Origin of the sequence: Nostoc mirabile CHAB5784, from assembly GCF_020829645.1 — a bacterium.
Taxonomy (GTDB): Bacteria; Cyanobacteriota; Cyanobacteriia; order Cyanobacteriales; family Nostocaceae; genus Nostoc; species Nostoc mirabile.
Genome location: NZ_JAIVFS010000003.1, coordinates 211,881 through 232,839, shown reverse-complemented (window position 1 = coordinate 232,839; position 20,959 = coordinate 211,881). Strand labels below are relative to the sequence as shown.

General features: G+C 43.0%; 17 protein-coding genes, 2 tRNA genes and 1 pseudogene. 6 read left to right on the top strand and 14 right to left on the bottom strand.

Annotated features, from left to right (window positions below):
- Positions 1-11: 11 nt before the first annotated feature.
- Positions 12-257 carry a hypothetical protein gene (locus LC653_RS04365; protein WP_229492805.1) on the top strand — a complete coding sequence of 82 codons (246 nt, stop codon included), beginning with the start codon at positions 12-14 and terminating at the stop codon, positions 255-257.
- Between the two features lie 222 nt (positions 258-479).
- On the opposite strand, the gene gorA is transcribed toward LC653_RS04365, so the two are convergent.
- Positions 480-1,826, bottom strand: coding sequence for a glutathione-disulfide reductase (gene gorA / locus LC653_RS04360; protein ID WP_229492804.1), 1,347 nt, complete (start codon positions 1,824-1,826; stop codon positions 480-482).
- 469 nt (positions 1,827-2,295) lie between these two features.
- Here gorA and LC653_RS04355 point away from each other — a divergent pair, with 469 nt between their 5' ends.
- Positions 2,296-2,562 carry a ribbon-helix-helix domain-containing protein gene (locus tag LC653_RS04355; RefSeq protein ID WP_229492802.1) on the top strand — a complete coding sequence of 89 codons (267 nt, stop codon included), beginning with the start codon at positions 2,296-2,298 and terminating at the stop codon, positions 2,560-2,562.
- Positions 2,563-2,691: 129 nt separating this feature from the next.
- Here LC653_RS04355 and LC653_RS04350 read toward each other — a convergent pair whose 3' ends face one another.
- The 5 genes from LC653_RS04350 to LC653_RS04330 all read right to left on the bottom strand — a co-directional run bounded on the left by LC653_RS04350 (position 2,692) and on the right by LC653_RS04330 (position 5,986).
- Entirely contained in the window at positions 2,692-3,075 is a 384-nt protein-coding gene (locus tag LC653_RS04350; protein ID WP_229492801.1) for an aspartyl protease, read from the bottom strand.
- Positions 3,072-3,386 (bottom strand): hypothetical protein, encoded by a 315-nt coding sequence (locus LC653_RS04345; protein ID WP_229492800.1) that lies wholly within the window; start codon positions 3,384-3,386, stop codon positions 3,072-3,074. The genes LC653_RS04350 and LC653_RS04345 overlap by 4 nt, the downstream gene beginning before the upstream one ends.
- A 631-nt stretch (positions 3,387-4,017) precedes the next feature.
- On the bottom strand, positions 4,018-5,619 hold the full coding sequence (locus tag LC653_RS04340; protein ID WP_229492799.1) for a TROVE domain-containing protein: 1,602 nt from the start codon (positions 5,617-5,619) through the stop codon (positions 4,018-4,020).
- Between the two features lie 36 nt (positions 5,620-5,655).
- Positions 5,656-5,782 (bottom strand) — tRNA-OTHER (locus LC653_RS04335).
- Positions 5,783-5,859: 77 nt separating this feature from the next.
- Positions 5,860-5,986 (bottom strand) — tRNA-OTHER (locus tag LC653_RS04330).
- A 543-nt stretch (positions 5,987-6,529) separates the two neighbouring features.
- On the opposite strand from LC653_RS04330, the gene LC653_RS04325 reads away from it, so the two are divergent.
- Complete coding sequence (locus LC653_RS04325) at positions 6,530-7,252, top strand: hypothetical protein (RefSeq protein WP_229492797.1); 723 nt, start codon at positions 6,530-6,532, stop codon at positions 7,250-7,252.
- 33 nt (positions 7,253-7,285) lie between these two features.
- Here the strand turns inward: LC653_RS04325 and LC653_RS04320 are convergent, their stop codons facing one another.
- Together LC653_RS04320 and LC653_RS04315 are read right to left on the bottom strand one after the other, a co-directional pair.
- Entirely contained in the window at positions 7,286-8,419 is a 1,134-nt protein-coding gene (locus tag LC653_RS04320; RefSeq protein ID WP_229492796.1) for a quinone-dependent dihydroorotate dehydrogenase, read from the bottom strand.
- Positions 8,420-8,840: 421 nt separating this feature from the next.
- Positions 8,841-9,623 carry a PEP-CTERM sorting domain-containing protein gene (locus LC653_RS04315; RefSeq protein WP_229492794.1) on the bottom strand — a complete coding sequence of 261 codons (783 nt, stop codon included), beginning with the start codon at positions 9,621-9,623 and terminating at the stop codon, positions 8,841-8,843.
- 493 nt (positions 9,624-10,116) lie between these two features.
- Here LC653_RS04315 and LC653_RS04310 point away from each other — a divergent pair, with 493 nt between their 5' ends.
- Complete coding sequence (locus LC653_RS04310) at positions 10,117-13,038, top strand: sensor histidine kinase (protein WP_229492793.1); 2,922 nt, start codon at positions 10,117-10,119, stop codon at positions 13,036-13,038.
- Positions 13,039-13,641: 603 nt separating this feature from the next.
- On the opposite strand, the gene LC653_RS04305 is transcribed toward LC653_RS04310, so the two are convergent.
- The 3 genes and pseudogenes from LC653_RS04305 to LC653_RS04295 form a co-directional block, all read right to left on the bottom strand.
- Positions 13,642-15,147: a nickel/cobalt transporter gene (locus LC653_RS04305; protein ID WP_229492784.1), complete on the bottom strand. Its 1,506-nt coding sequence runs from the start codon at positions 15,145-15,147 to the stop codon at positions 13,642-13,644.
- Positions 15,144-16,565, bottom strand: a complete 1,422-nt coding sequence (locus LC653_RS04300; protein ID WP_229492783.1) for a tetratricopeptide repeat protein — start codon at positions 16,563-16,565, stop codon at positions 15,144-15,146. Before LC653_RS04300 ends, LC653_RS04305 begins: the two co-directional genes overlap by 4 nt.
- A 5-nt stretch (positions 16,566-16,570) precedes the next feature.
- Positions 16,571-17,767: pseudogene (locus LC653_RS04295) on the bottom strand (DUF4331 domain-containing protein).
- 498 nt (positions 17,768-18,265) lie between these two features.
- On the opposite strand from LC653_RS04295, the gene LC653_RS04290 reads away from it, so the two are divergent.
- Both LC653_RS04290 and LC653_RS04285 read left to right on the top strand, forming a co-directional pair.
- Positions 18,266-18,421, top strand: coding sequence for a DUF2256 domain-containing protein (locus LC653_RS04290; protein ID WP_094341107.1), 156 nt, complete (start codon positions 18,266-18,268; stop codon positions 18,419-18,421).
- 118 nt (positions 18,422-18,539) lie between these two features.
- Positions 18,540-19,493: an isoaspartyl peptidase/L-asparaginase gene (locus LC653_RS04285; RefSeq protein WP_229492782.1), complete on the top strand. Its 954-nt coding sequence runs from the start codon at positions 18,540-18,542 to the stop codon at positions 19,491-19,493.
- Positions 19,494-19,556: 63 nt separating this feature from the next.
- Here LC653_RS04285 and LC653_RS04280 read toward each other — a convergent pair whose 3' ends face one another.
- The 3 genes from LC653_RS04280 to LC653_RS04270 form a co-directional block, all read right to left on the bottom strand.
- Positions 19,557-19,808, bottom strand: a complete 252-nt coding sequence (locus LC653_RS04280; RefSeq protein ID WP_229492780.1) for a hypothetical protein — start codon at positions 19,806-19,808, stop codon at positions 19,557-19,559.
- Positions 19,809-19,825: 17 nt separating this feature from the next.
- Positions 19,826-20,326, bottom strand: coding sequence for a calcium-binding protein (locus LC653_RS04275; protein WP_229492778.1), 501 nt, complete (start codon positions 20,324-20,326; stop codon positions 19,826-19,828).
- 86 nt (positions 20,327-20,412) lie between these two features.
- A complete protein-coding gene (locus LC653_RS04270; RefSeq protein ID WP_229492776.1) occupies positions 20,413-20,835 on the bottom strand; it encodes a DUF29 family protein in 423 nt (140 codons plus the stop codon).
- Positions 20,836-20,959 lie beyond the last annotated feature (124 nt).

Below are 20,959 nucleotides of genomic sequence, written 5' to 3'. Positions count from 1 at the left end.
AGTTTCGTAGGGTGCGTTATGGACACGCCGAAATAACAAATGCGCTCGCCGAAATAACAAATGCGTTCGCCGAAATAACAAATGCGTTCGCCGAAGTAACAAATGCGTTCGCCGAAGTAACAAATGCGTTCGCCGAAGTAACAAATGCGTTCGCCGAAGTAACAAATGCGTTCGCCGAAATAACAAATGCGTTCGCCGAAATAACAAATGCGTTCGCCGAAATAACAAATGCGTACGCCATGATTGCAAGAATTTAGCTTTGTCACGCCAGCGTAACGCACTGCAAATCTTTGGTAGATGAAGTTTTTCCGACTTGTGTGTACACCGTAGCCGATAAATTGGGGGGCTAATTTCTTCCTTTACCCCCTTTTTAAGGGGGTCGCCACAGGCGGGGGGATCTTATCCGAACCGTATTGGGGTGATTCGGGTTTAAATAAGCAATCAAGCTGACATGATTTCACTCAGTTCTGCACATGATTTTAAATTAACGACAAAAATTCTTCTCCTGTCGTGGGATGAATGCCTATTGTTTCATCCAAATCTTCCTTAGTAATGCCTTTGCGAATTGCTACACCCAGACTTTGAATGATATCTGCTGCATGTTCACCCACCATGTGAGCGCCCAAAACTTGCCCAGAATCACCATTTAACACTAACTTTATAGTGGTTTGATCATTCTGTTCGATTAGCTGATACAACAGTGGTTGGAACTGGGTGCAGTAGCATTGTACAGATTCACCAAATTTTTCCCGTGCTTTCGCCTCTGTCATCCCCACACTAGCCGCTTCTGGACGGCAAAAAACAGCAGTGGGGACATAATCATAATTTAGTTTTTGCGCCTTGTTGCCAAAAACTGTATCCGCAAAGGCAATACCTTCTGCCTTAGCCACTGGAGTCAATTGCACGCGGCTGGTGCAGTCACCCACAGCAAAAATGTTTTCTTGGCTAGTGCGGCTGTATTCATCTACTTTAATTGCACCATGTTCGCCAAGTTCAACATGGGCATTTTCCAAACCAAGATTCTTGGTATTTGGAGCGTAACCTGTGGCAACTAAAATGGTATCTGCTGTAATTATTTCTTGGCTCTCACCAGTAATAGTTAACAACAAACTCTCATCTGAGTATTTGATTTTACTAACACTGCTGTTGGTGAATAACTTAATTCCGCGTTTAATCAAACCCTGTTGTACAGCAGAGCGAATGTCATCATCAAACCCCGATAAAATCATCTCGTCTTTTTCAATCACCGTCACTTCGCAGCCGAAAGCGTGCATCATGCTGGAAAATTCTACGCCAATGTAACCGCCGCCAATAATTGCTAAACGTTTCGGCAGATAGGGTAGCTGAAACATCTCGCGGGATGTGATAGCGTATTCTATACCTGGGATGTTGGGCTTGAGGGGTTGCCCTCCCACAGCAATTAAAATTTTGTCTGCTGTAACTTTGCGTCCATTAATATTGATAGTATGGGTATCGATGAAAGTGACATATTCAGAAATTAGTTCAACTCCAGCTTTTTGCAATTGCTGAAAATAAGACTGGTTAATGGTGTCAATATGCTGATGTACTGACTTAATAAATAATGTCCAGTCAAAGTATGTTTGACAGTCACTCCACCCATAACTGTGCGCTATTTGATTTTGTAGGGCGAAGTCAGCGGCGTAGACAATCAGTTTTTTTGGAACACAACCGCGATTTACACAAGTCCCACCGACGGATTCTTGTTCGGCAATAGCGACACGTACACCGTAACTAGCTGCTTTTTTAGCTGCTGCCAATCCCCCAGGCCCAGCACCAATGACAAACAAATCGTAATCAAATGTCATAAAAATCTGTTCCTTTTTCACTGTTTGGAAAGCAGAGCTATTTCATCCCTTATAGTTATTCACACAAAACTTAATCTACTGTCTTTGGGTGGAGAATTTGGGATGACAACAGGTTGATATGTAGCAGATTGCCGCATTAATCGCAATCAGATCCAAAAAGGACGGCGATCGCTCGATTATTGCTAAGTTATATTACATTATGTTACCAAAGAAGCATTTTGTCTATTCTACAAGAGGTAGATATTTGCGACGCCGATAGCGACGCGCAAAGCGAGTCCGCGTACTCTTACAGAGAAGCAAGCTACGCGCAGCGTCTCGTAGAGAGCGTCATAGCCCGTCGTAGACATCGCATCGGGCGGGTATGCGATCGCACTTTTGATCCAAAGCATATAAATAACAGCCTAATCTTCAGTTACAATCTCACCTCAGACTAAAATAGTTATGGAAAAGCACCCTTGTAAATAAATCTATGAATGTGTTCTTAAATCCAGAGATAGAGCAATTCATCCAAACTCAGATTGAAAGTGGTAAGTATACTTCGGCAGAGGAAGTAATTATTGATGCTCTCAAGATGTTTGCAGCAAAAGGTCACATTGAAGCACCAGTGCAGGTAAAAACACCCGAAGAATTGGGATGGCCTCCTGGTTTTTTTGAACAGACAGCTGGTTGTCTGCAAGATGATCCTCTGGTGAGATATCCCCAAGGTGAATATGAAGTGCGGCAGCCGTTAGAGTGATTTATTTATTAGATACCAATTTAATCTTAGTTACCCACAAGAGGAGTGAATTTAATCGCGTGAATGGGTTACAGATTGAGGATTGGGAGGAAGAAGGTTGATAATTGAGTTAGTAGCTACGAATTACTACTAATCTGCTTCCACTACTTCTAATGTCAAAATTCCTTTTGGTTTATTCACAACCAACTGCATAATATCTAACCACAGTGAACCCATCAAAATATCAGCTAGTTGTTCTCCTACATGAACAGGAATGATAAATTCTTTGCCAGCAACAATGACTTTTCCTTCATATAAATCAAAATACTCTAATCCTCTGGCAGTTTGCATCTCAATCTTAGGTATAACTATCGGCCAGTCAATAGCTTCCAAGTCTTGAGAATTAATCGCCAGCCACCCAGATGTAAAACCTGTATCAAGTATTGCTTCAACTTCAAATTGCTCACCATTAGCTACAACCAATTGTATTTCAAAGAACAATTCTCCATTGTTACCAAACTTGCCCGCAATCATATCGTGCCGCAGGCTCCAATTTCGTTAAGGCGAAAGATAGTAAGTTTCGCATCTGGATTAGTATATCGCGCGCGAATTTGCTGTAGCAAACCTTCTAGTTTCGGGTCAATCAGGTAGTTTTCGCTTTCTGCATCAATAGCGATAAACCAGTTGTAATGGTTGTCGATGAGTTGGGGACGAAGGCACTCAAAAATAGTACGACACCGCGCACCCAGTTGATGACGTTGTGCTTGACGGAGATTTATTTCTTCAGGCGTGACGTTAGATTTTATCCATCCCCGATTTCGGCTTGTTTTTGATAATTGAGCCATATTGAATAAAAATAGATTAGAAGCAGTATTTTAATTATTGCGTGCTATTGTTGATTGTCTATAAAATATTGGAATCGCTTCGGCTAATGCAGCTAAATTTTGTAGGTTGGGCTTACCGTGTGAGAACCCAACATTAACGTCGAGTATTGTCATGGGTAATGTTGGGTTTCGTTCCTCAACCCAACCTACGAATTACGAACTATGAAGCTATAAGTGATATGATTGAGTTATATATAATACATTCGTGTGATTAGAGCGAAAACAATAGTTCCATTCCTCACCAATTTCTTAACTATGTTATTCTGTACCGAATGTTGGTGTTGTGGTTCTAAAAAATTGCGATGTCTACGACGGGCTGCGCCTACGCACATCGAAGACACCCTACTTCTACCCATCGCTGAAATAGAAAAACGACCATTCAAAAATTAAATCGCCTTCTTCTTTGCGCCTCTACATGAGCAAAAAATCAAACAAAGGCGGGTGCGGGGATTGAACCCGCTAATCCCCACAATGGTGGAGACGTAACCGATAACCCTAAATTCTCCGGCCCCGAAAGGCAAGTTGCGAATAAGGGTAACCCGCCATGAAGTCTGAAGGATAAAGTGTTTCATCCTTTACCCTTCAGCAATATCTACAACTCATCCGTAGCCAGCATTTGGATGATCCGAGGTGTACTTGGGTCGAACCCTGCCAAATCCCAAGACAGCGAATCTTCAGGATCTACTAAAGTAATTTGGTAAGGTGTCAAGGTGACATACACCGCCTTCACGTCAGGATTTACCTTTTTCCGGTACTCCTTCAACGCTTGACTAGGATGCTTATTTCCCGCCCAGCTTTCCGAGTCAGTCCAAAAGCAGACAACATCTGCTTTAAAGTTATTCTTAATCATCCAGTCATAAGCTACAGATGCATCCGTTCCACCAAAGTTTTGGTTGCTAGCTTTGCGAACCGCAGAACTAAAACTATCTTTAGCAGTAATATCTAATTCACGGAATTCGGTAGCAAAGCCGCGAATCATGTAGTTTTTCTCTGCTTTTGCTGTCACCAGTGCCATTGTGGTGGCAATTTCACAACAACTTAGTCCCATATCTGCAACCAAGTTACCCATAGAACCAGAAACGTCTACGGCGTGCATGAACACTTTACCTGTGGGTTGCACAACATCAAAAGATAATTCAACCGCTTTTTCTAATATGTCCACAATCCGAGGAACTGGGTTCCAAGTTTTCTTACTGCGTCCTAATGTTCCACCAGATTCATAAGTTTTGAGTGCTTTCAAAACATCAATCGGATGGATGCGACCTTTACGCAGATGTTCTCTGCGATTAAGAACTGCTTCCACTTGGAGCAAATTAGCGTTTTCATCAGCTCGTAACACACCCAGTTCAGTTAAAGAACCCAAGTTACGTAACATTGCACCTATTGGCATTTCCTGAAATAGCAGCTGCCAAGCAAGCTTGTCCATTTTGCCCACTGGTGCAGCCATTTCGTGGGTTAAGCGTCCTTGGGAAATAGCTTCATGGGTTTGGGTGGGATTCCGCTTGAGCCACTCATACCACCAAATCTGCGCCAACGCCTCTGAGGGGATGTCTGCTGGCAATTCTTCCCAGCCTCTAACTACCCACTCAAATAGTTGACGGTGATTTTCTGTAGGCGGTTTGACATGGAACAATCGCAAGGCATCTCGGTGGGAGAAGCCTTGACGCTGTTGATATTTCAACAGTTGATAAGCCAAGCCCTTGACATCTTCCCTTGAGAGCCAAGTTTTACCAGCTTCCCGTACTACTTTGCCAAATCCCCGCAGAGATTTGGTGTAGTTCAGCCATTCATAGAAGTGGCTACCAGTGCGGACAACTTGCGGGAAGATTTCACCAAACGCCTGTTTTGCTTCTGGTGCTTCACCCATCGACAGCAACACCAAAGCTAATATTGGCGCACTGTTATTGATGGCGCGTCCATCGCTAGCATACAAAATTTCTTCTGCCGCACGGCTGGGATTTTCGGTAACAGCTTGTCTGACAACTATCACAAAATCCTCAGTTAATTCCTGTTTACCAGCGTAGTAAGTGCTTTTTGCTGTGCCAACTAAAAGACAACGCCGCAGCATTTTCCAAATACCAGCATCAAACATCCAGCCGCCGGAACGTCCCTGAACCATTTCTGCTTCCCGACCGGGGATAGGCTGATTTTGTGGTGTAGTTGTTTTCTTATTAGTAAAAAAATTGTAATTCATCGTTTCATCTCCCGGCCCTTGTGGGCAAAATGAAAGGTGGCAGAGCAGGATTTGAACCTGCGACATCCGGCTTAACAGGCGATAACCCTAATTCGTCGGCCTTTTCAGGCAAGGTGTGAATAAGGATGTTTTTCGGCGCTCTACCAAACTGAGCTACCTGCCACATGAAAATTTTGGATTTTGGACTTCGGCTACGCTCAGTCGAACGATTTTAGATTTTGGATTGAATCTAAAATTATTTGGTGTAGCGGAGCGGGATTTGAACCCGCGACCTCTCGAACCCAATTCGATAACCCTAATTCGTCGGCCTTTTCAGGCAAGGAATGAACAAGGATGTTTAGCGCTCTACCTCTGAGCTACCCGCCACATAAAAAGTTAGGAGTTAAGAGTTAGGAGTTAAATATTTAAAACTTCTCACTCTTGAGTTTCTACTCAGCATTCAGTACTCAATTTGGTGTAGTGGAGCGGGAATCGTAGCTTGCTTCCCGTAGGGTACCCGCGACCTCCCGCTTGGCAGGCGAGAAGCCTGCTGCGATAACCCTCAATTCGTCGGCCTTTTCAGGTAAGGGCTGAATAAGGATGTTTAGGCGCTCTAACCACTGAGCTACCCACCACATATCAAGTAAAGTTGACTTGTATTATTAATGTAATATATGTATTATTTGTTGTCAAGGGGTTGGCAAGTTAATTTGTAGAGTTCTTGGTTGAGTCAAAAACCCTCTTATTTTCTTTGGTAAAAAACTTTTGCCCGATCGCAGACCAATCTTAAATAAGTTGCAGATTCAAAAGGTTATAACACTCACTAAGGAAAGGTTTTGCCGGCAACTTTGCCAAAAGATACAAAAAAGTGTCCTAATTTTTGCCAATATAGATAGTATTATTTCCCAAAATTCACTTGGCAAAAATCGGCATGAGTGAGAAACCCATAGAAGATAACGGCAAGGCTTTTCTCGTTCTACTTTTGCCCATCTCGTTCTTGATTATTTTCCTCGTTACCACTTGGAGATTTTTACTGGCGCTAATTGTGCTAGTAATTGGCTTCAAGCTTTGGCAGGAATATCAATGGCAACAGTGGACTCATCGAGTTAACCCAATTTTTCATCAGTTGGTTCGGGAAAATCAGGGCAGACTTACGCCAATGGACTTGGCAATGAGGGGCAATTTTCCTGGAACGACGGCAAAACGCTACTTGGATAGTAAAGCCTCGGAATTTGGCGCTAGTATAGTGAACTCCGAAGATGCCGGGCAGTCTTATTACTTTATAACTGCCAGCATTCTCGGCAATATTCTTGATAGTAGTGAGCCTGTTAAAGAACTTCCTACTCAACCTGTTACTAAAACTGCGCGTTCGCTCCTAGCACCACCACCAACCCTACAGGAGGAAGAACCAGAAACCGAATCACCACCACAGCCAACCCATGAAGAAGCTCAACGATCGCTGGAAAAACAGTTAATTTTTGGCTCTCTCATTCAATCTGAACTTGCCAAACGGCTAAATGTCTATTCCAGCACGGTTTATAAACGGCGAAACGATCCAGAGTTTCCTGAGTGGAGTCGCAGCAAAGACCCTGATGGTATTGCCTGGTCATACTCGGAAAAAACTAAGGAGTTTTTTCCAGTGGAAGAAGGGTAAAACAATTCGTAATTCGTAATTCGTAATTCGTAATTAGAATTTTTGAATTTTTGTTTGTAAACCCACAGCTTCGTTGATGGAATTTAAGCCGCTTTGTTCTAGTAAGACAAGCAAACCTGCTAGAATCTGGCGTACCATCAGTGGGCCTTCGTAAATCCAGCCTGTATAAACCTGGATCAAACTAGCACCAGCAGTAATTTTCTCCCAAGCATCTTCAGGAGAAAATATGCCACCAACGCCAATGATCGGGATTTGTCCTTGGGTTTGCTGCCAAATAAAACGAATTACCTCAGTGGAGCGATTGCGCAATGGTTCACCGCTAATTCCGCCAGCTTCATCCTGGGGTGATTTGCCCGTTTGGTCAATCACCTGGGTTTTTAGTCCATCACGGCGGATGGTGGTGTTAGTGGCGATAATTCCCGCTAGTTGGTAGGTTTTAGCTAAAGAAATAATGTCAGCGATCGCAACCCAATCCAAATCTGGCGCTATCTTGACAAAAATGGGTTTTTGTGTAATATTTTCTTGTTGTAATAAATTCAAGATGGCACTGAGCATAGAAGCATCTTGGAGCGATCGCAACCCCGGTGTATTGGGAGAAGAGACGTTAACAACAAAATAGTCTCCCAAATTTTTGAGTAAGCGAAAACTATCGAGATAATCTTGTGCGGCTGCTTCTAGAGGAGTTACCTTAGATTTACCCAAATTTATCCCTATGGGTATTGACTGGGTTAACTTCTGCTTTTCCTGTGCCAAACGTGCCGCCATTGCTGCTGCACCGAGATTATTAAAGCCCATCCGATTGAGAGCAGCTTTATCCAACGGCAAACGAAACAAACGGGGAGGCAGATTTCCTGGCTGTGCGTGAAAAGTTACAGTTCCTAATTCCGCAAAGCCAAAACCCAGGTTAGACCAGATGCTGGCAGCTACTCCATCCTTATCAAACCCAGCTGCTAACCCTACCGGATTTGGGAAGTTTAGCCCAAACAAATTTTGTTCTAGGCGTGAATCGTACAGACACAAGGATTTTTGTAAGCGTTGGTTTACCCAACTAGCAGGGGTTTGCGATAGCCAGCTAAAACTGCGAATCGTCTGCTGGTGTAACCACTCTGAATCGGCTTTTACCACATTGAACAAAAGCGGACGAATGGCAAATTTATAAATATCCATTAGCTTTTCAAGAAAATTACCCACTTAGGCATAGTTGCATAAAAAATACCCTCACTTACGGGTAAGGGTATTGGAATATTACTATGTATGAAATATCCTTGTTTTGTCACTTTGGGAGAATGTAATAGCCTAAAGGTTTACGGAGCTTTAGTTTCGAGTTTCTGTCTATAATTTTTAGTTGATGTTAGAAAATAAAGCCTCAAACCTTTATAGTCTGAGAGTTTGGTTTCCATTATCGTTTACCGAGAGTGACAAAACAGGGATAAAACAGTTCTTTAGCTGTGTAACAACGACGAATTTATCGTAAATTAAAGGGTTTAAGACCCCAACCATTACATGTAGCATCCATTTCAGTCGGGGTTTAAATCCCCGTCTGAAATGTCTAAAATGTTTGAATTTTGAATGCGTGAATTTTGAATTGTTAATCTGCTTGGGAGGCTTTTTGCTTGCGCTTGCTCATCCATCCCATGACACCAGCAACTGCTATGGCACTAAGAGTACTGGGTTCAGGAACAGAGGTAATCGCTACTTTCGTTCTGAAGATGGCATAATTGCGATCGCTGCTAGAGTCGTCGTTGAGCGAGTCATGCCATATAAACTTTGCTTGCGAAGATATACCTGGAATGGTAAACCAAGGAGAAGTTCCTTGGGGAGCCGACGCCTGTGGAATACTCCAAGTTGCGCTACCTATTTCGCTAGTGACAGTTGTTAATGAAGGAACATCACCAAACACACCTGGATTTGCACCACTACCAATTTTGTATACCCAATCGCTGGTATTTGATAAGAGGGAAACGCCACTAGCCAAATTGAACTCGCCTATCCAGTTTTGTGGGAAGCCATCATCCCAAGCTAGGACGTACAGGTAGTCTCCGTCATTGGCGTTGAAATTGAAGGTTTCAGGCAAAGACCAGTTATATTGTCCAGGATCGCCAGCTTCACCCTTCTCGTTTCTACCAACAAATGTCAACCCGCTACCGTCCTCTTGACCGTAGTAAAGACCATAATGGTTATCTGCTGTCAGGGTTGCTGTAATATTGACAGCTTGAGCCGAAGTTGTTCCAGTTAACAATAAAGCAACTGATCCTAACATCCCTGTTAGCCCAAGTTTGAGAGAATTAGGATTTGAAATGAAAGTAAAACTCATTTGCTCTCCAAAAAAGCTCAAATTTAGTCTGTCCAGACGTACATCGTCGGACAGCATATATATTACTGCTAAAAATACTTAGTATCAATCGCTAATTGAGCTTTTTACAAAATCAACATCATATCAACATCATGTATAATTTATTTTTTTATGAAATTAAATATATTTAAGCTATGTACCAGGTTTGCAGCTTTTTTACAGTGTCTTTACTTAAAATAAAGTTTTTATAAAGTTTAGGACTTACGCATTGACAAGAAATACCAAATATAAAGGAAGTTAAAAACCATATCTTTCGTAAGGGCACAGCATTGCTGTGCCCCTACAGCATGGTCTATTTACGATCGCAGGATAATTAAGAAAGCCTGAAATAACCTATTTTAGTTAATGCACATCACGATGCATTTGTACAGTGCGTAAGTCATAAAGTTATAAATGTTTATAGTTCACTGATTTAAGAGTCTCGTCTGGGCAAAATGCGCGATCACTTAATTACTCAGGGTACTTTTCTGGGCATCTTATATATTACAAGTTATGTTAACCAATAAATCAGATGGGGCAGCCGCAAAAACCTATAGCCGCCGAACAGCAGATCCTCTCATTGGGGCGCGTCCTCCAGAGCCTCAGAGAAGAAGATGATGTTGACGTTCTGATTGAAACTACTATTTCTTATCTTAAAGAACAGTTTGACTACAGACTGATTTGGATTGCTCTTTACGATCGCCTGAATCACATATTATTCGGCAAAGGGGGCATCACACCCGATCATGACACGAGCTTTTTACGCCAAAGGGTTGTTCTCAGTCCTGGGGATTTATTAGAGCAAGTGGTGATTGAACAGCATCCCTTGGGCATAGCTGATTTACAAACTGAAATCCGCGCCCCCGAATGGCGAAAAATTGCCGAAAAATCCCACATCCAAGGAACGATTATTTTACCAATTCGCTATAAAGACCGTTGCTTGGGTGTGTTGTTACTCGGTTCAGAACGCTGGGGCTACCTACTGACAGGGGAAACAAAAGCACGTTTGATGATGGTTTTAGGCGAACTGGGGGCAGTGCTTTATCAAAATGAAATGCATTTGCAGCAAAAGCAAACCAAGCGAACCGACGAGCCATTATTAGAATTGCTAGAAAATTTACGCACCCTTAGTAACCTTAATCAAAGACTAGAAGCTGCGGTGCAAGCAACTCATAAATTTGTCTCTCCCAACCGGACAAATGTTTACTGGTTTGAGCGAGAAGGGCGCTACTTTTGGTGTCGGATGAGCAATCAGCTTGTCACAATCGATCGCAATTCTAGCAGTCAGCAAGCAGCAGGAATGACGGTACAGGAGTTGAGCGACTTTTATTATGCTTTGACAGTTAACCAAATTGTCTCAATTGGTGATGCACGCAGTTCTTTAAAGAGCCATTTTACGGCAAAATTACTGCAACGGCTGAAGGTGCGATCGCTCTTGGCAGCTCCAATTATTTGGCAAAAGAACTTGCTCGGTTTTCTGGCGGTGGAAAGCAATGAACCTCGAATCTGGATGGAGACAGACAAAAATTTTGTCCAAGGTGCTGCTGGCTTAATTTCCCTAGTCGCAACTACCGAAAGCATGGAAAACACTATCAAACAGATTCAAGAGGATGCCCAACTGACTGGCCAGGTTGCCCAAGGTATCTATAGCGAACATGACCTTCAGGAAACTTTAGACAGCTGTGCTAAGAGAGTTTTAGCTCGATTAGCTGCCACCCGCTTTTTGCTATTGCAGTATGATCCTGAACAGAATAATTATCAATTTATTTACCAAAGTCAGCCCTATAATCGCCGGCCGTTGACATTTGCCCTTAATACTCTTAAAGAGTTAGATGGGCAGCTTTTGCAACGTTCAACTCAAGCGGTGGAAATTGAGAACTTAGATGAAGATTTACGCTTTTTTAATTGGCGTTCTTTGTTGTTAGAAAGTGGAGTGCGATCGCTACTTATTTGTAAATGCACTCACAATCATATACCAGCAACGCTTTTGGTCATCACTCACGACACCCATCGTTCTTGGACAACTCTTGAAAAAGAATTACTCTGGGCCGTTAGTCAACAGATTGGTGTAATTATTCGCCAGTGGCAATTACATAACCGCACCACCCAGCAGCAAAAAACTTCCCAGGCATTTGAGCAATGCCTACGCATTCTGACACAATCCCAAAATAGCAAAATCGAGGTAGAAAAAAAACATTTAGAACGTACAGCACTCGAACAAATAGCATCGATTCTGGGTTGTCCCTTAGCGGTACTGCTATCCTGGTCACCTGGTGAAAGTTGGGCAGAAATTATCCCTGGAGTGGTTGACAATAGCCTATTTGGGATTTTTTCCGATGCATCTATTCCTATCCACACAGAAGCCTTAATTCAGTGGGCACTTGCCACAGAGAGTTACCTGACTTTGAACGTAGATAATTTACCCCCCAAAACTCGAAAATGGTTGAATACTCCAGACAAAGGTCAAATTTTGGTGATGGCATTACGTACCAATGCTGATTATGAAATTACGGGTGTAGTGTTGTTAGCAGACTATCAAGAGCGTCACTGGTCAGAACAAAACCTCAGTGCAACCGCAACTTTAATTTCTCAATTAGCCTGGTGGCGTCGTGAAAAGCAAATTACCCGACTTCTAGAGTCTACAACAGAAGAATTACGACAACTTAACTGGTACAAACATCGCCGCTTAGAGGAAATTCAAAGAATAACGGCGCTATCGCTTAGACAAATACATGATTTGGGTATTCCTGCTAATGAACTGACTCAGATGCGCTACGAACTATTGCTGCGGCAGTTAGACCATACAGCCGCCTCCATGAGTGGAATGCTAAAACTTGAGCAATGGCAGCTACATATAAGTTGGGAAACTATGCCCATAGCCAGTTTACTAAAGCGATCGCTCGAACGCATTGAAAATTTACTTAAACACCAAAAGCTGTGGATTGGTGTACATGGTTTGGGACAACATATTGAGGAACAATCGCCAAAAAATTCTTCACTCGCCAGAGGTGTTCCTACCTCCAGCGCTCAATCCGCAATGGCGATCGCTGGTGATATTGTCAAAATTGAGTTAGTTATCCATGAATTATTGGTTAATGCCTGTAACCGTTCTCAAAGCGGCGGCAGAATTGATATTTGGTGTCGCCGTTTAGATGCATCTAAAAACTACGATTCAAAGCATTCTTCTGGAAGTGGAGGGGCTGAACATCAGACATCTTTAGAACTGTCGATTACATACAACGGTGCGATCGAACCACAGCTACTAACAGAACTACATGATAATACACCTAAAGATGTGCTTGCTCCCTCCAAACTCGACCAACCGCCAGGTTTACATCTGCTAATTTGTCAAAACCTTATGCAGGAACTAGGAGGAGAGTTGAATTTCTATCAATTACCAGATAATCGGGTAGTTAGCCGCTTGTTGTTGCCGTTAGTTGGTCATGATTCTTAGCCCGGATTTTTCACTCGTGATAAAAAATCATGGGCGTGAACAAAATTTAGGGTAATTAAATTGATCCATGATTAGACTTTACATAGCAGGATGTCATAGCATTTCTTTTGAAAGATGGCACTATATAACTTACGCAAAAATACACGCCGTAGAAGCAATTGATGAATTGCTTCTACGTGAAGAAAGCGTAGGCTTACATAGAATTGGTATCAAAGACTCAGATTGAGCCAAAAAAGTTTTTCAGCTTCTGACAAGCTAATTTCAAAGTAGCCTATTATGCACAAAGCAGTTATTAAAAAGATGAAGATAAACCGTTTCATATTTTCCTCAAAATAAGTAAGATTTTCTGGCAAACTCATCATATCCAAGCAGCAACTAATTAGTTGCTGCTTACCAGTTTTGGAAGTTTACATCAAGCCCTTAACGGACGATCGCTCGTTAAGTAAGTAATAAATCTGGGTGATTCATTCGGAGGTTAGTTGACAGATTTTAGCTTTTTCAGTTTGCATTTTAGTATTAAGCTGCTATCAAAAATTCCAAAGATTACTGCGCTGGCGATTGAAGAAGCTTCGGCGACAAGGGAATATTGCCAGGGCTGTAAATCTAGTTCCAGAGATGAGCGAGTAAAGCCTGTGAAGTAATGCCTAAGCCAATTAGGGTGATACATAAGGCGCTTGCCACAGGTAACATTTTTATCCTGGGTATCTGCAATGGTAAATGCTCAAACCGATCCTTGGCGTAGACTAGCATTAAGCCGATTCCAGTTAGTACTGCTGCTAGACCTAAGCTAAAGGCAGATACCAACGCTAATCCAAAGCCAACTCGTCCCATTGCGATCGCACTCAGCAACACTACTAAGGCTGAAGGACAAGGTAACAAGCCGCCCGATATTCCCAGCGCTAGTAGACTAAACCACTTCATGGAACTTCCATTACCGTGAGGCGGTAAATGGGAATGCTCATGATGTACATGGTTGTGATGATGGTGATGATGGTGATGATGCAAGCCGTAGCTGTGTTGATGACTATGTACATGGTCATGTGAATGAGAAACCTGAGTCCCTTGCAATCGACTGATAAATAAATTCAGACCAATTACAGTCACCAGTACACCAGAGAGTACGCTTAACCAAGGGTACAATTGCTCTGTTAGGATGAACTGGGATGTGCCAAGAGTGACCAGCCCAAGAGCAAATATGCCAGCAGTATGGGTAATCGTCATAATCAACCCCAGGAATAGAGCGTGTTGGGCATTACTGCGGGAACCCACCAAATAAGCACCAACTATCGTTTTCCCATGACCAGGGGACAGGGCGTGTAAACCACCCCATAAAAAGGCGATCGCTAGAGCTATTAGAATAGTCAGGAAATTATGATTTTCCTGGGTAATTAGGCTAGTGAAGACATCGTTGCTTCTTCCTGTCAAAGCATTATCTAAGCGGCTGGATGACTTAACAGACGGTGGAGGCGCTTGTTCACTTGATGTCAGAGACGGATTGAGTTTAAAGTCAATCCGACGCTGGTCGAGAGGACTGCTAAGTAACTCAGTAGGGTAATCTCTCAAGCGGTTGGTGATACTCAAAGAGGTGAAATCACCTTGAATAGGAACGCCATTTGCAGCCACAGTAATCTCACGCCAGCCCAAGCGGTGTGGATAAAACTGATCTTCAAACTCGATTAACTGATTCGCGCCTACTAACTCCGTTGTCCCCTGAAAATTACAACTAAGCCGCAGTGTAGATAATCCTCCCACACCTGGAGGAAATTCGATTGTGGATTTGCTCAAAGAAAGTGCTAAAGGCTGTTTATTGATCGACAGTTCCAGATATGAATTGACTTCCTGGCATTTTTGGTCAGGGTATTGAACCGTCTCTACAGGTTCAGCTTTGCGGTTGTGATTGGTATCTAAGTGATTAATTTCCTGAAAAGCCGGAATCTCTGCCATGTCTAGAACATAATCAATCCCCACACCATCTGGCGTTACTTGCACTCCTGCGTAGTGATTGATGGTAAAATTGCCTAAAGGATGGGCATCCGCCCTCGGCATCCAAAATAAACATATTGCGATGATTGCAATACTCCAAGCCAAGTAATGTAGCAGCTTTTTCATAAAGAACTCCCTATAGCGTTAGGAATGGGAAAAGAAACAGAGGGTACTAAGTTAGCCAAGACTTGACGAGCTTGATCAGCATACTTGTAATGAAATTGAGGATTGAGGTTAACAGCTTGAGTTAGTCGCTTGATTGCTTCCTCACGCTTACCTAAGTGAAACGCAATCATGCCAGCGTGAAATTGCAGCAAAGCATCCTCTGTCCCGAAGCGAGTTGCCCGTTGTGCTGCCGTTTGCGCTTCTTGCCATTGCCCATTAGCCGCAGCTGCCCAAGCCAACGTATCCTCTGCATATACATCGTCTCGTACTGCTACTTCATTACGGGCAATCTGTAGAGCCTCTGTTAAATGAATTCCGTGTTCGGTGTAGTAGACTGCCAAAGCGCGATCGTAGATTCCTTTAACCTTGCTCAGGTAAGCTACTACCCCGATTAAATCTTCAGTTTCAGCTGCGCCTTTTTGATCTCCCAGAGCTAGTTGAGCATCAGCCTTGTACCCCAGCGTTTCTACCAACGGCATCAGTTCTATACCCTGATTTGCGGTATTCAGAGCATCCTGCCATCGATGCTGTGCCGCATAGAGGCGGACCAGTCCTGTAAACGCAGCTATATGCCGTGGGAAGAGGTCAAGAGCTTCCCGATATCGCTGCTCAGACAGGGCAAAATCCCCGGCTGCAAAAGCCAGATCCCCAGTCCGCACATGAAACCAAGCACGAGTTTCTGCGCTTGTCGTGTAGAAAGAGTCCATCTCCTGCATAGCCTCATCTAGCAGTTGTCGTGCCGAGGCTAGATTGCCGGTTAACTCTAAGTAACGGGCGACAACTGCGTTATGACCAGAGTTCGATTCTTCCTGTGCAAAGTTTTGCAATAGTTGATGAGTTGCTTCATAATTACCCAACTCCATCTCAATCGATGCCAAGAGCGAGACAATATTGGGATTATCAAGAGATGGATCTTGAGTATCGTTTAATACTTCTAAAGCTTCTCGAAACTGATGCTGAGATAGTAAAGCTGATGCTAGGAGCATGGAAGAAATATCATTATGGAGCGGCTGTAGTGCTAGGGATCTACGTGCTGCTTGTTCTGCTCGTAACACATCGTCTATATCTCCAATTTCTCGAAAGCGCCTCAAATATTGATCGGCTAACAGACGTAAAAATATTGAGGAATTGGGAGATTGGGCAACTTTCTCCTCATAGACGCTGATAATATGCGATCGCTGTAAATAATCGGGGAAGACTAAATCTGACTGCTGAACTGGTAATATCTGCCTAGAATTAACAGTCAGCAGTTGCACAGCAGAGGAATATGCGCCTAAATTACTATTGGTGTAGCCTAAACTTAGCGCTTCTGTATCACAGGGTCTTAGTAAAACCACTAGGCTAGTCAGCACTAACACCCATAGTATTCGTAGATGCATAAACCTTACAAAGGATTACCTAAATAAGGGAAGGTAGGAAGAAAGTTAGCATTATTAGGCCCAACATTATCGCTAGTCAGCGCCGGAATTTGTCCTGTAGTAATCCCTGTAACTGCATTACCAAAGACAACAGATGCTGTTACATCGATTACGTCATCTTTTGGTCTTCTGCCGCCAAAGTTTTTACCTAACTGAGTACCAAAATAACTACCGCTAGCTTTAGAAAGGTCTGCTTGGATAACATCAGGAATCGCCACTGAGATAACTGCATCGGCTATGCCTTGAGGTCTGCCGATTGCTTTAACAAAGGCTTGAATGAATTGGGATTGATTGCTAGCGTCCTGTGTTGGTGTCTGAAGATTACTATTATTATGATCCTTGTAGTCCATAAAAAGTTCATTCAGGGCTGGAACTGCTAACCGCTCAATCTGAGCTAAATTCCCGTTTCTGAGTCTAGGAGTTCTAACACTAGTTGTTATCCAAGCACCAATCTTGCCACTACCAAGCAGTTTCCTGGGTAGCTCGACAATAATTGAGTGAACATTGAATGGGGCTAGAGTGTCTTGTGCTTGTCCAGGTGGTCTGAAGGTAAGAACTGTGAAGGGAGGATTAAGATTAGGCTGAATATTATAATTACGATCTGGGATGATTTTGAAGAACTGTTCCAGATCGAAAAAGAACGGGTCTTTGCGTGTGCCAACAAAGAACTTTATGCCGTTAGATGCGGAGAATGTTTGGTTAAGTTGCCCCGTCCAACTTACTGGAAGCAAAGCTGACTTTGTTCCTACTGTGATTGGACTACTTGGGCCGCGCACTGTGACCGTTTGCTGTGAGCCTTTACCATTTATATTGAATTAAAGTACGACATCTTCAATACTGTCGCCAGTGTTATCAATCTTGAACTGATAAAGAAGATTTGGATCGAATGGTCTGTTTTCACCAGAAACGATCAGAGGGTCGAAATCCATCACTAAGACAACATTTTTGGGGTTTGTCGGACTCTCAAACACAAACAAATCTGTGAGATCCGCAGCAGTAAGCCTACTGGCAAGAAAAATTGTGTCCTGGTGGTCTGAAGCCAAAGCTTGAGGGGTTGCATAGATTAGGACTACGAGCAAAATAGCGACAAATGCCACTATGGGACGAAAAAAACGAGTAGCTTTAGTCCAATATAGCGATCGCTTGATCCGAAAAAATACCATATTTTGCACTAGTTTATCTATAAATACCAAGCCTTCAGTTGGTATAAAAGAGCTGAGGTTCTGAGCATTTATTCTCATAGTTGCCCTTGTTGAGGTGTTTTGTCTCTAGTATTGTATGCGTAAAGAATGCGGTTATTACCGAAGTGCCTCACAGTTTATTAGCTCATATTACTCACTTTCCAGACCAAAACTTGCTCACTTTTCTAGTTTATAGTTGTAAGACTTATTTAATACATATACACTACATATAATTTTGTCAGTATTTCTCTTTTTCTTTGACAATGCTACGAAAACCCCTCTCTGGAAAAATTTACAGACTTACTTGAGAGTTGAGTCATCTATTCATAGTTCTATATTCCTAGAGACGTAGCTAAAAAATAAGTCTAAGGATAGATTGACATTACATTTGTTCGCCGAAAGTATCCTCCCTTCCTAGCAAACTGGTTATAATTATTTTCCATCTCTCAGAAATAAAATTCTCATATACAGAGTATTTATATGGGACGTGTTCGTTCTAAATCTGACCTACCGACAAAAATTTGTCCGGTATGTCAACGTCCTTTCACATGGCGTAAAAAGTGGCAAGATTGCTGGGACGATGTGAAATACTGCTCAGAACGTTGTCGTCGTCGCCGTTCTGAAGCGAAAACTTAAAGGGACTGGGGACTGGGGACTGGGAACTGGGGAATGAATTCTTCCCAATCCCCAATCCCTAATCCCCAGTCCCCAATGAAACAAACCGCAATACAGACGCAAATAGCGCAAGGGATTAATGGAGTCACAGGTGCAACCTAAATTAATTATTCATGGGGGGGCTGGTAGTTCTCTCCACGGTAAAGGAGGACTGGAGGCGGTACGCCGATCGCTCCATACAGTAATAGAAGAAGTCTATTCTCTACTATTATGCGGAGCAACTGCCTCTGAGGCGGTGGTGCATGGTTGCCAAATGCTCGAAGATAACCCCCGCTTTAATGCTGGTACTGGTTCAGTACTACAATCTGATGGGCAAATCCGCATGAGTGCTTCTCTGATGGATGGCGCATTAGGGCGGTTTAGTGGTGTAATTAATATTTCGCGGGTAAAAAATCCCATTGAGTTGGCACAATTTTTACAAAACTCCCCAGACCGAGTGCTATCAGATTTCGGATCGGCTGAATTGGCGCGGGAAATGCAACTTCCCAGCTATAACGCTTTAACTGATTTGCGGTTACAAGAGTGGATACAAGAGCGCCAGGATAATTTTAAAAGCGCAATGGCTGGCGTGGTAGCAGAACCCGAACTGGTAGAAACCAGCAATGCCGGACGCGGGACTATCGGTGTGGTAGCTTTAGATGCATCTGGTAGGCTAGCTGCTGGCACTTCTACTGGTGGTAAGGGCTTTGAGCGGATTGGCAGGGTAAGTGATTCTGCGATGCCAGCAGGTAATTATGCTACTAGTAATGCGGGTGTTAGCTGTACTGGCATTGGCGAAGATATCATTGATGAGTGTCTAGCTCCCCGGATTGTAGTACGTGTCACTGATGGGATGTCTCTGAAGGAGGCCATGCAGCGATCCTTTGGAGAAGCGTACCAGAACAAACGGGATTTGGGAGCGATCGCTTTAGATGCTAGTGGAGCGATTGCTTGGGGTAAAACCAGCGAAATCTTACTCGCCGCCTACCACGACGGCGAAAAAATTGGTGACACCTTGGAGTGGAATGATAGTGAATTAATTGGCTATTGTTGACCGGGTAATTAGTTATGATTCCCACATCTAAGTAGCCCAGAGTTGTTAGTGAAGAAATAAGCTTCAAGTTTCTGAAGTTGGAGTTCCATGTTTTGAACTCGACATTTCGTGTTCTGAACTCGACGTTTCATGTTCTGAACTCGGAGTTTCGTGTTCCGAACTCGGAGTTTCATGTTTTGAACTCGACGTTTCCTGTTCCGAACTCGACGTTTCCTGTTCCGAACTCGGAGTTTCATGTTTTGAACTCGGAGTTTTGTGTTCTGAACTCGGAGTTTCGTGTTCCGAACTCGGAGTTTCGTGTTCCGAACTCGACATTCCGTGTTTTGAGCAAACTACGCTTGCAACAGAAAATCTGATGCCGTAAGAGTTGGCGCACCAGTTAGAGTTGCAAATAGACCACCACTGCCAAAACCCGCCGCACTGCCATTTTGGTTGTAGAATAATTGCCCACTCACAGCATCGTAGACAATTTTCGCTGTGCTAGTCCCTGCTAAATTAGTCACTTGAAAATCACTCAAGTTACTAAAACCTGTTCCCACAGCAGAGGTAATTGCACTAAAGGTAGTTTTCTCCAGTACAATCTTGTCACCTTGGGAACTGTTAAAGTCAGTGATCGCATCTACACCAATAGCAGTCAGGGCAAAAGCAGCATCGGTGTTGTAAAGGAAAGAGTCAGCACCTACACCACCAACGAGAATATCATTGCCGAATCCACCCACAAGAGTATCATTACCTTCTCCACCGATGAGAATATCATCGCCTGACCCGCCCCGCAACAGGTCATTGCCACTGAAGGCATTAATGATGTCATTACCTCCTTGACCATTAATCACATCATTGGATTTATCAAAACCTGCGAAGCTTTTGATCCAACACGCTCGGGGAGCATTTCACTTTTGTGAAAATCGTCTAGCTTAAGTTATTTTTGAATCAATTCTAGCGCCTGAGTTAAGATTTCTTGTTCATCAACCATTACGGCTAATTCTTCGGTTTCATAACGCCCTTCAAAAGCTTCTAGCGCCGCCCTTTTCAATGCCACTTGATATCCTTGTTGCAGAATATCGATTAATTCTGCTTGATTCAAGTAAAAACCACCGGATTTGCGGCGCTTGTTTATTTTGTTGATTTCACGCACCGTATTTTCTATCGAAACATCCCAAGAGCGAGTAGAACGTTTTTCAGCCTTTTGTTTAATTAAATGAATAAGAAGAATTACACCATAACTATCAATTTTATTGATTTTGTCGCCGAGGCTCATTTCTTCTAACTCATCCACCAACAGCAGCGCCTCATGGATTTTGCCTTGTTCTAGAAGTTGCCTAAGTTCTAGCAGTTCTTCCATACTAAATTGTGTTTGTCTTGCTCTGATGACTCAAATGGAACAAGCTAAAACCATACAAACCATTTGATTGTACTTGAGCGGTGAAATAACTAAGATACAAGGGTGCATTATCACTATGAGATTG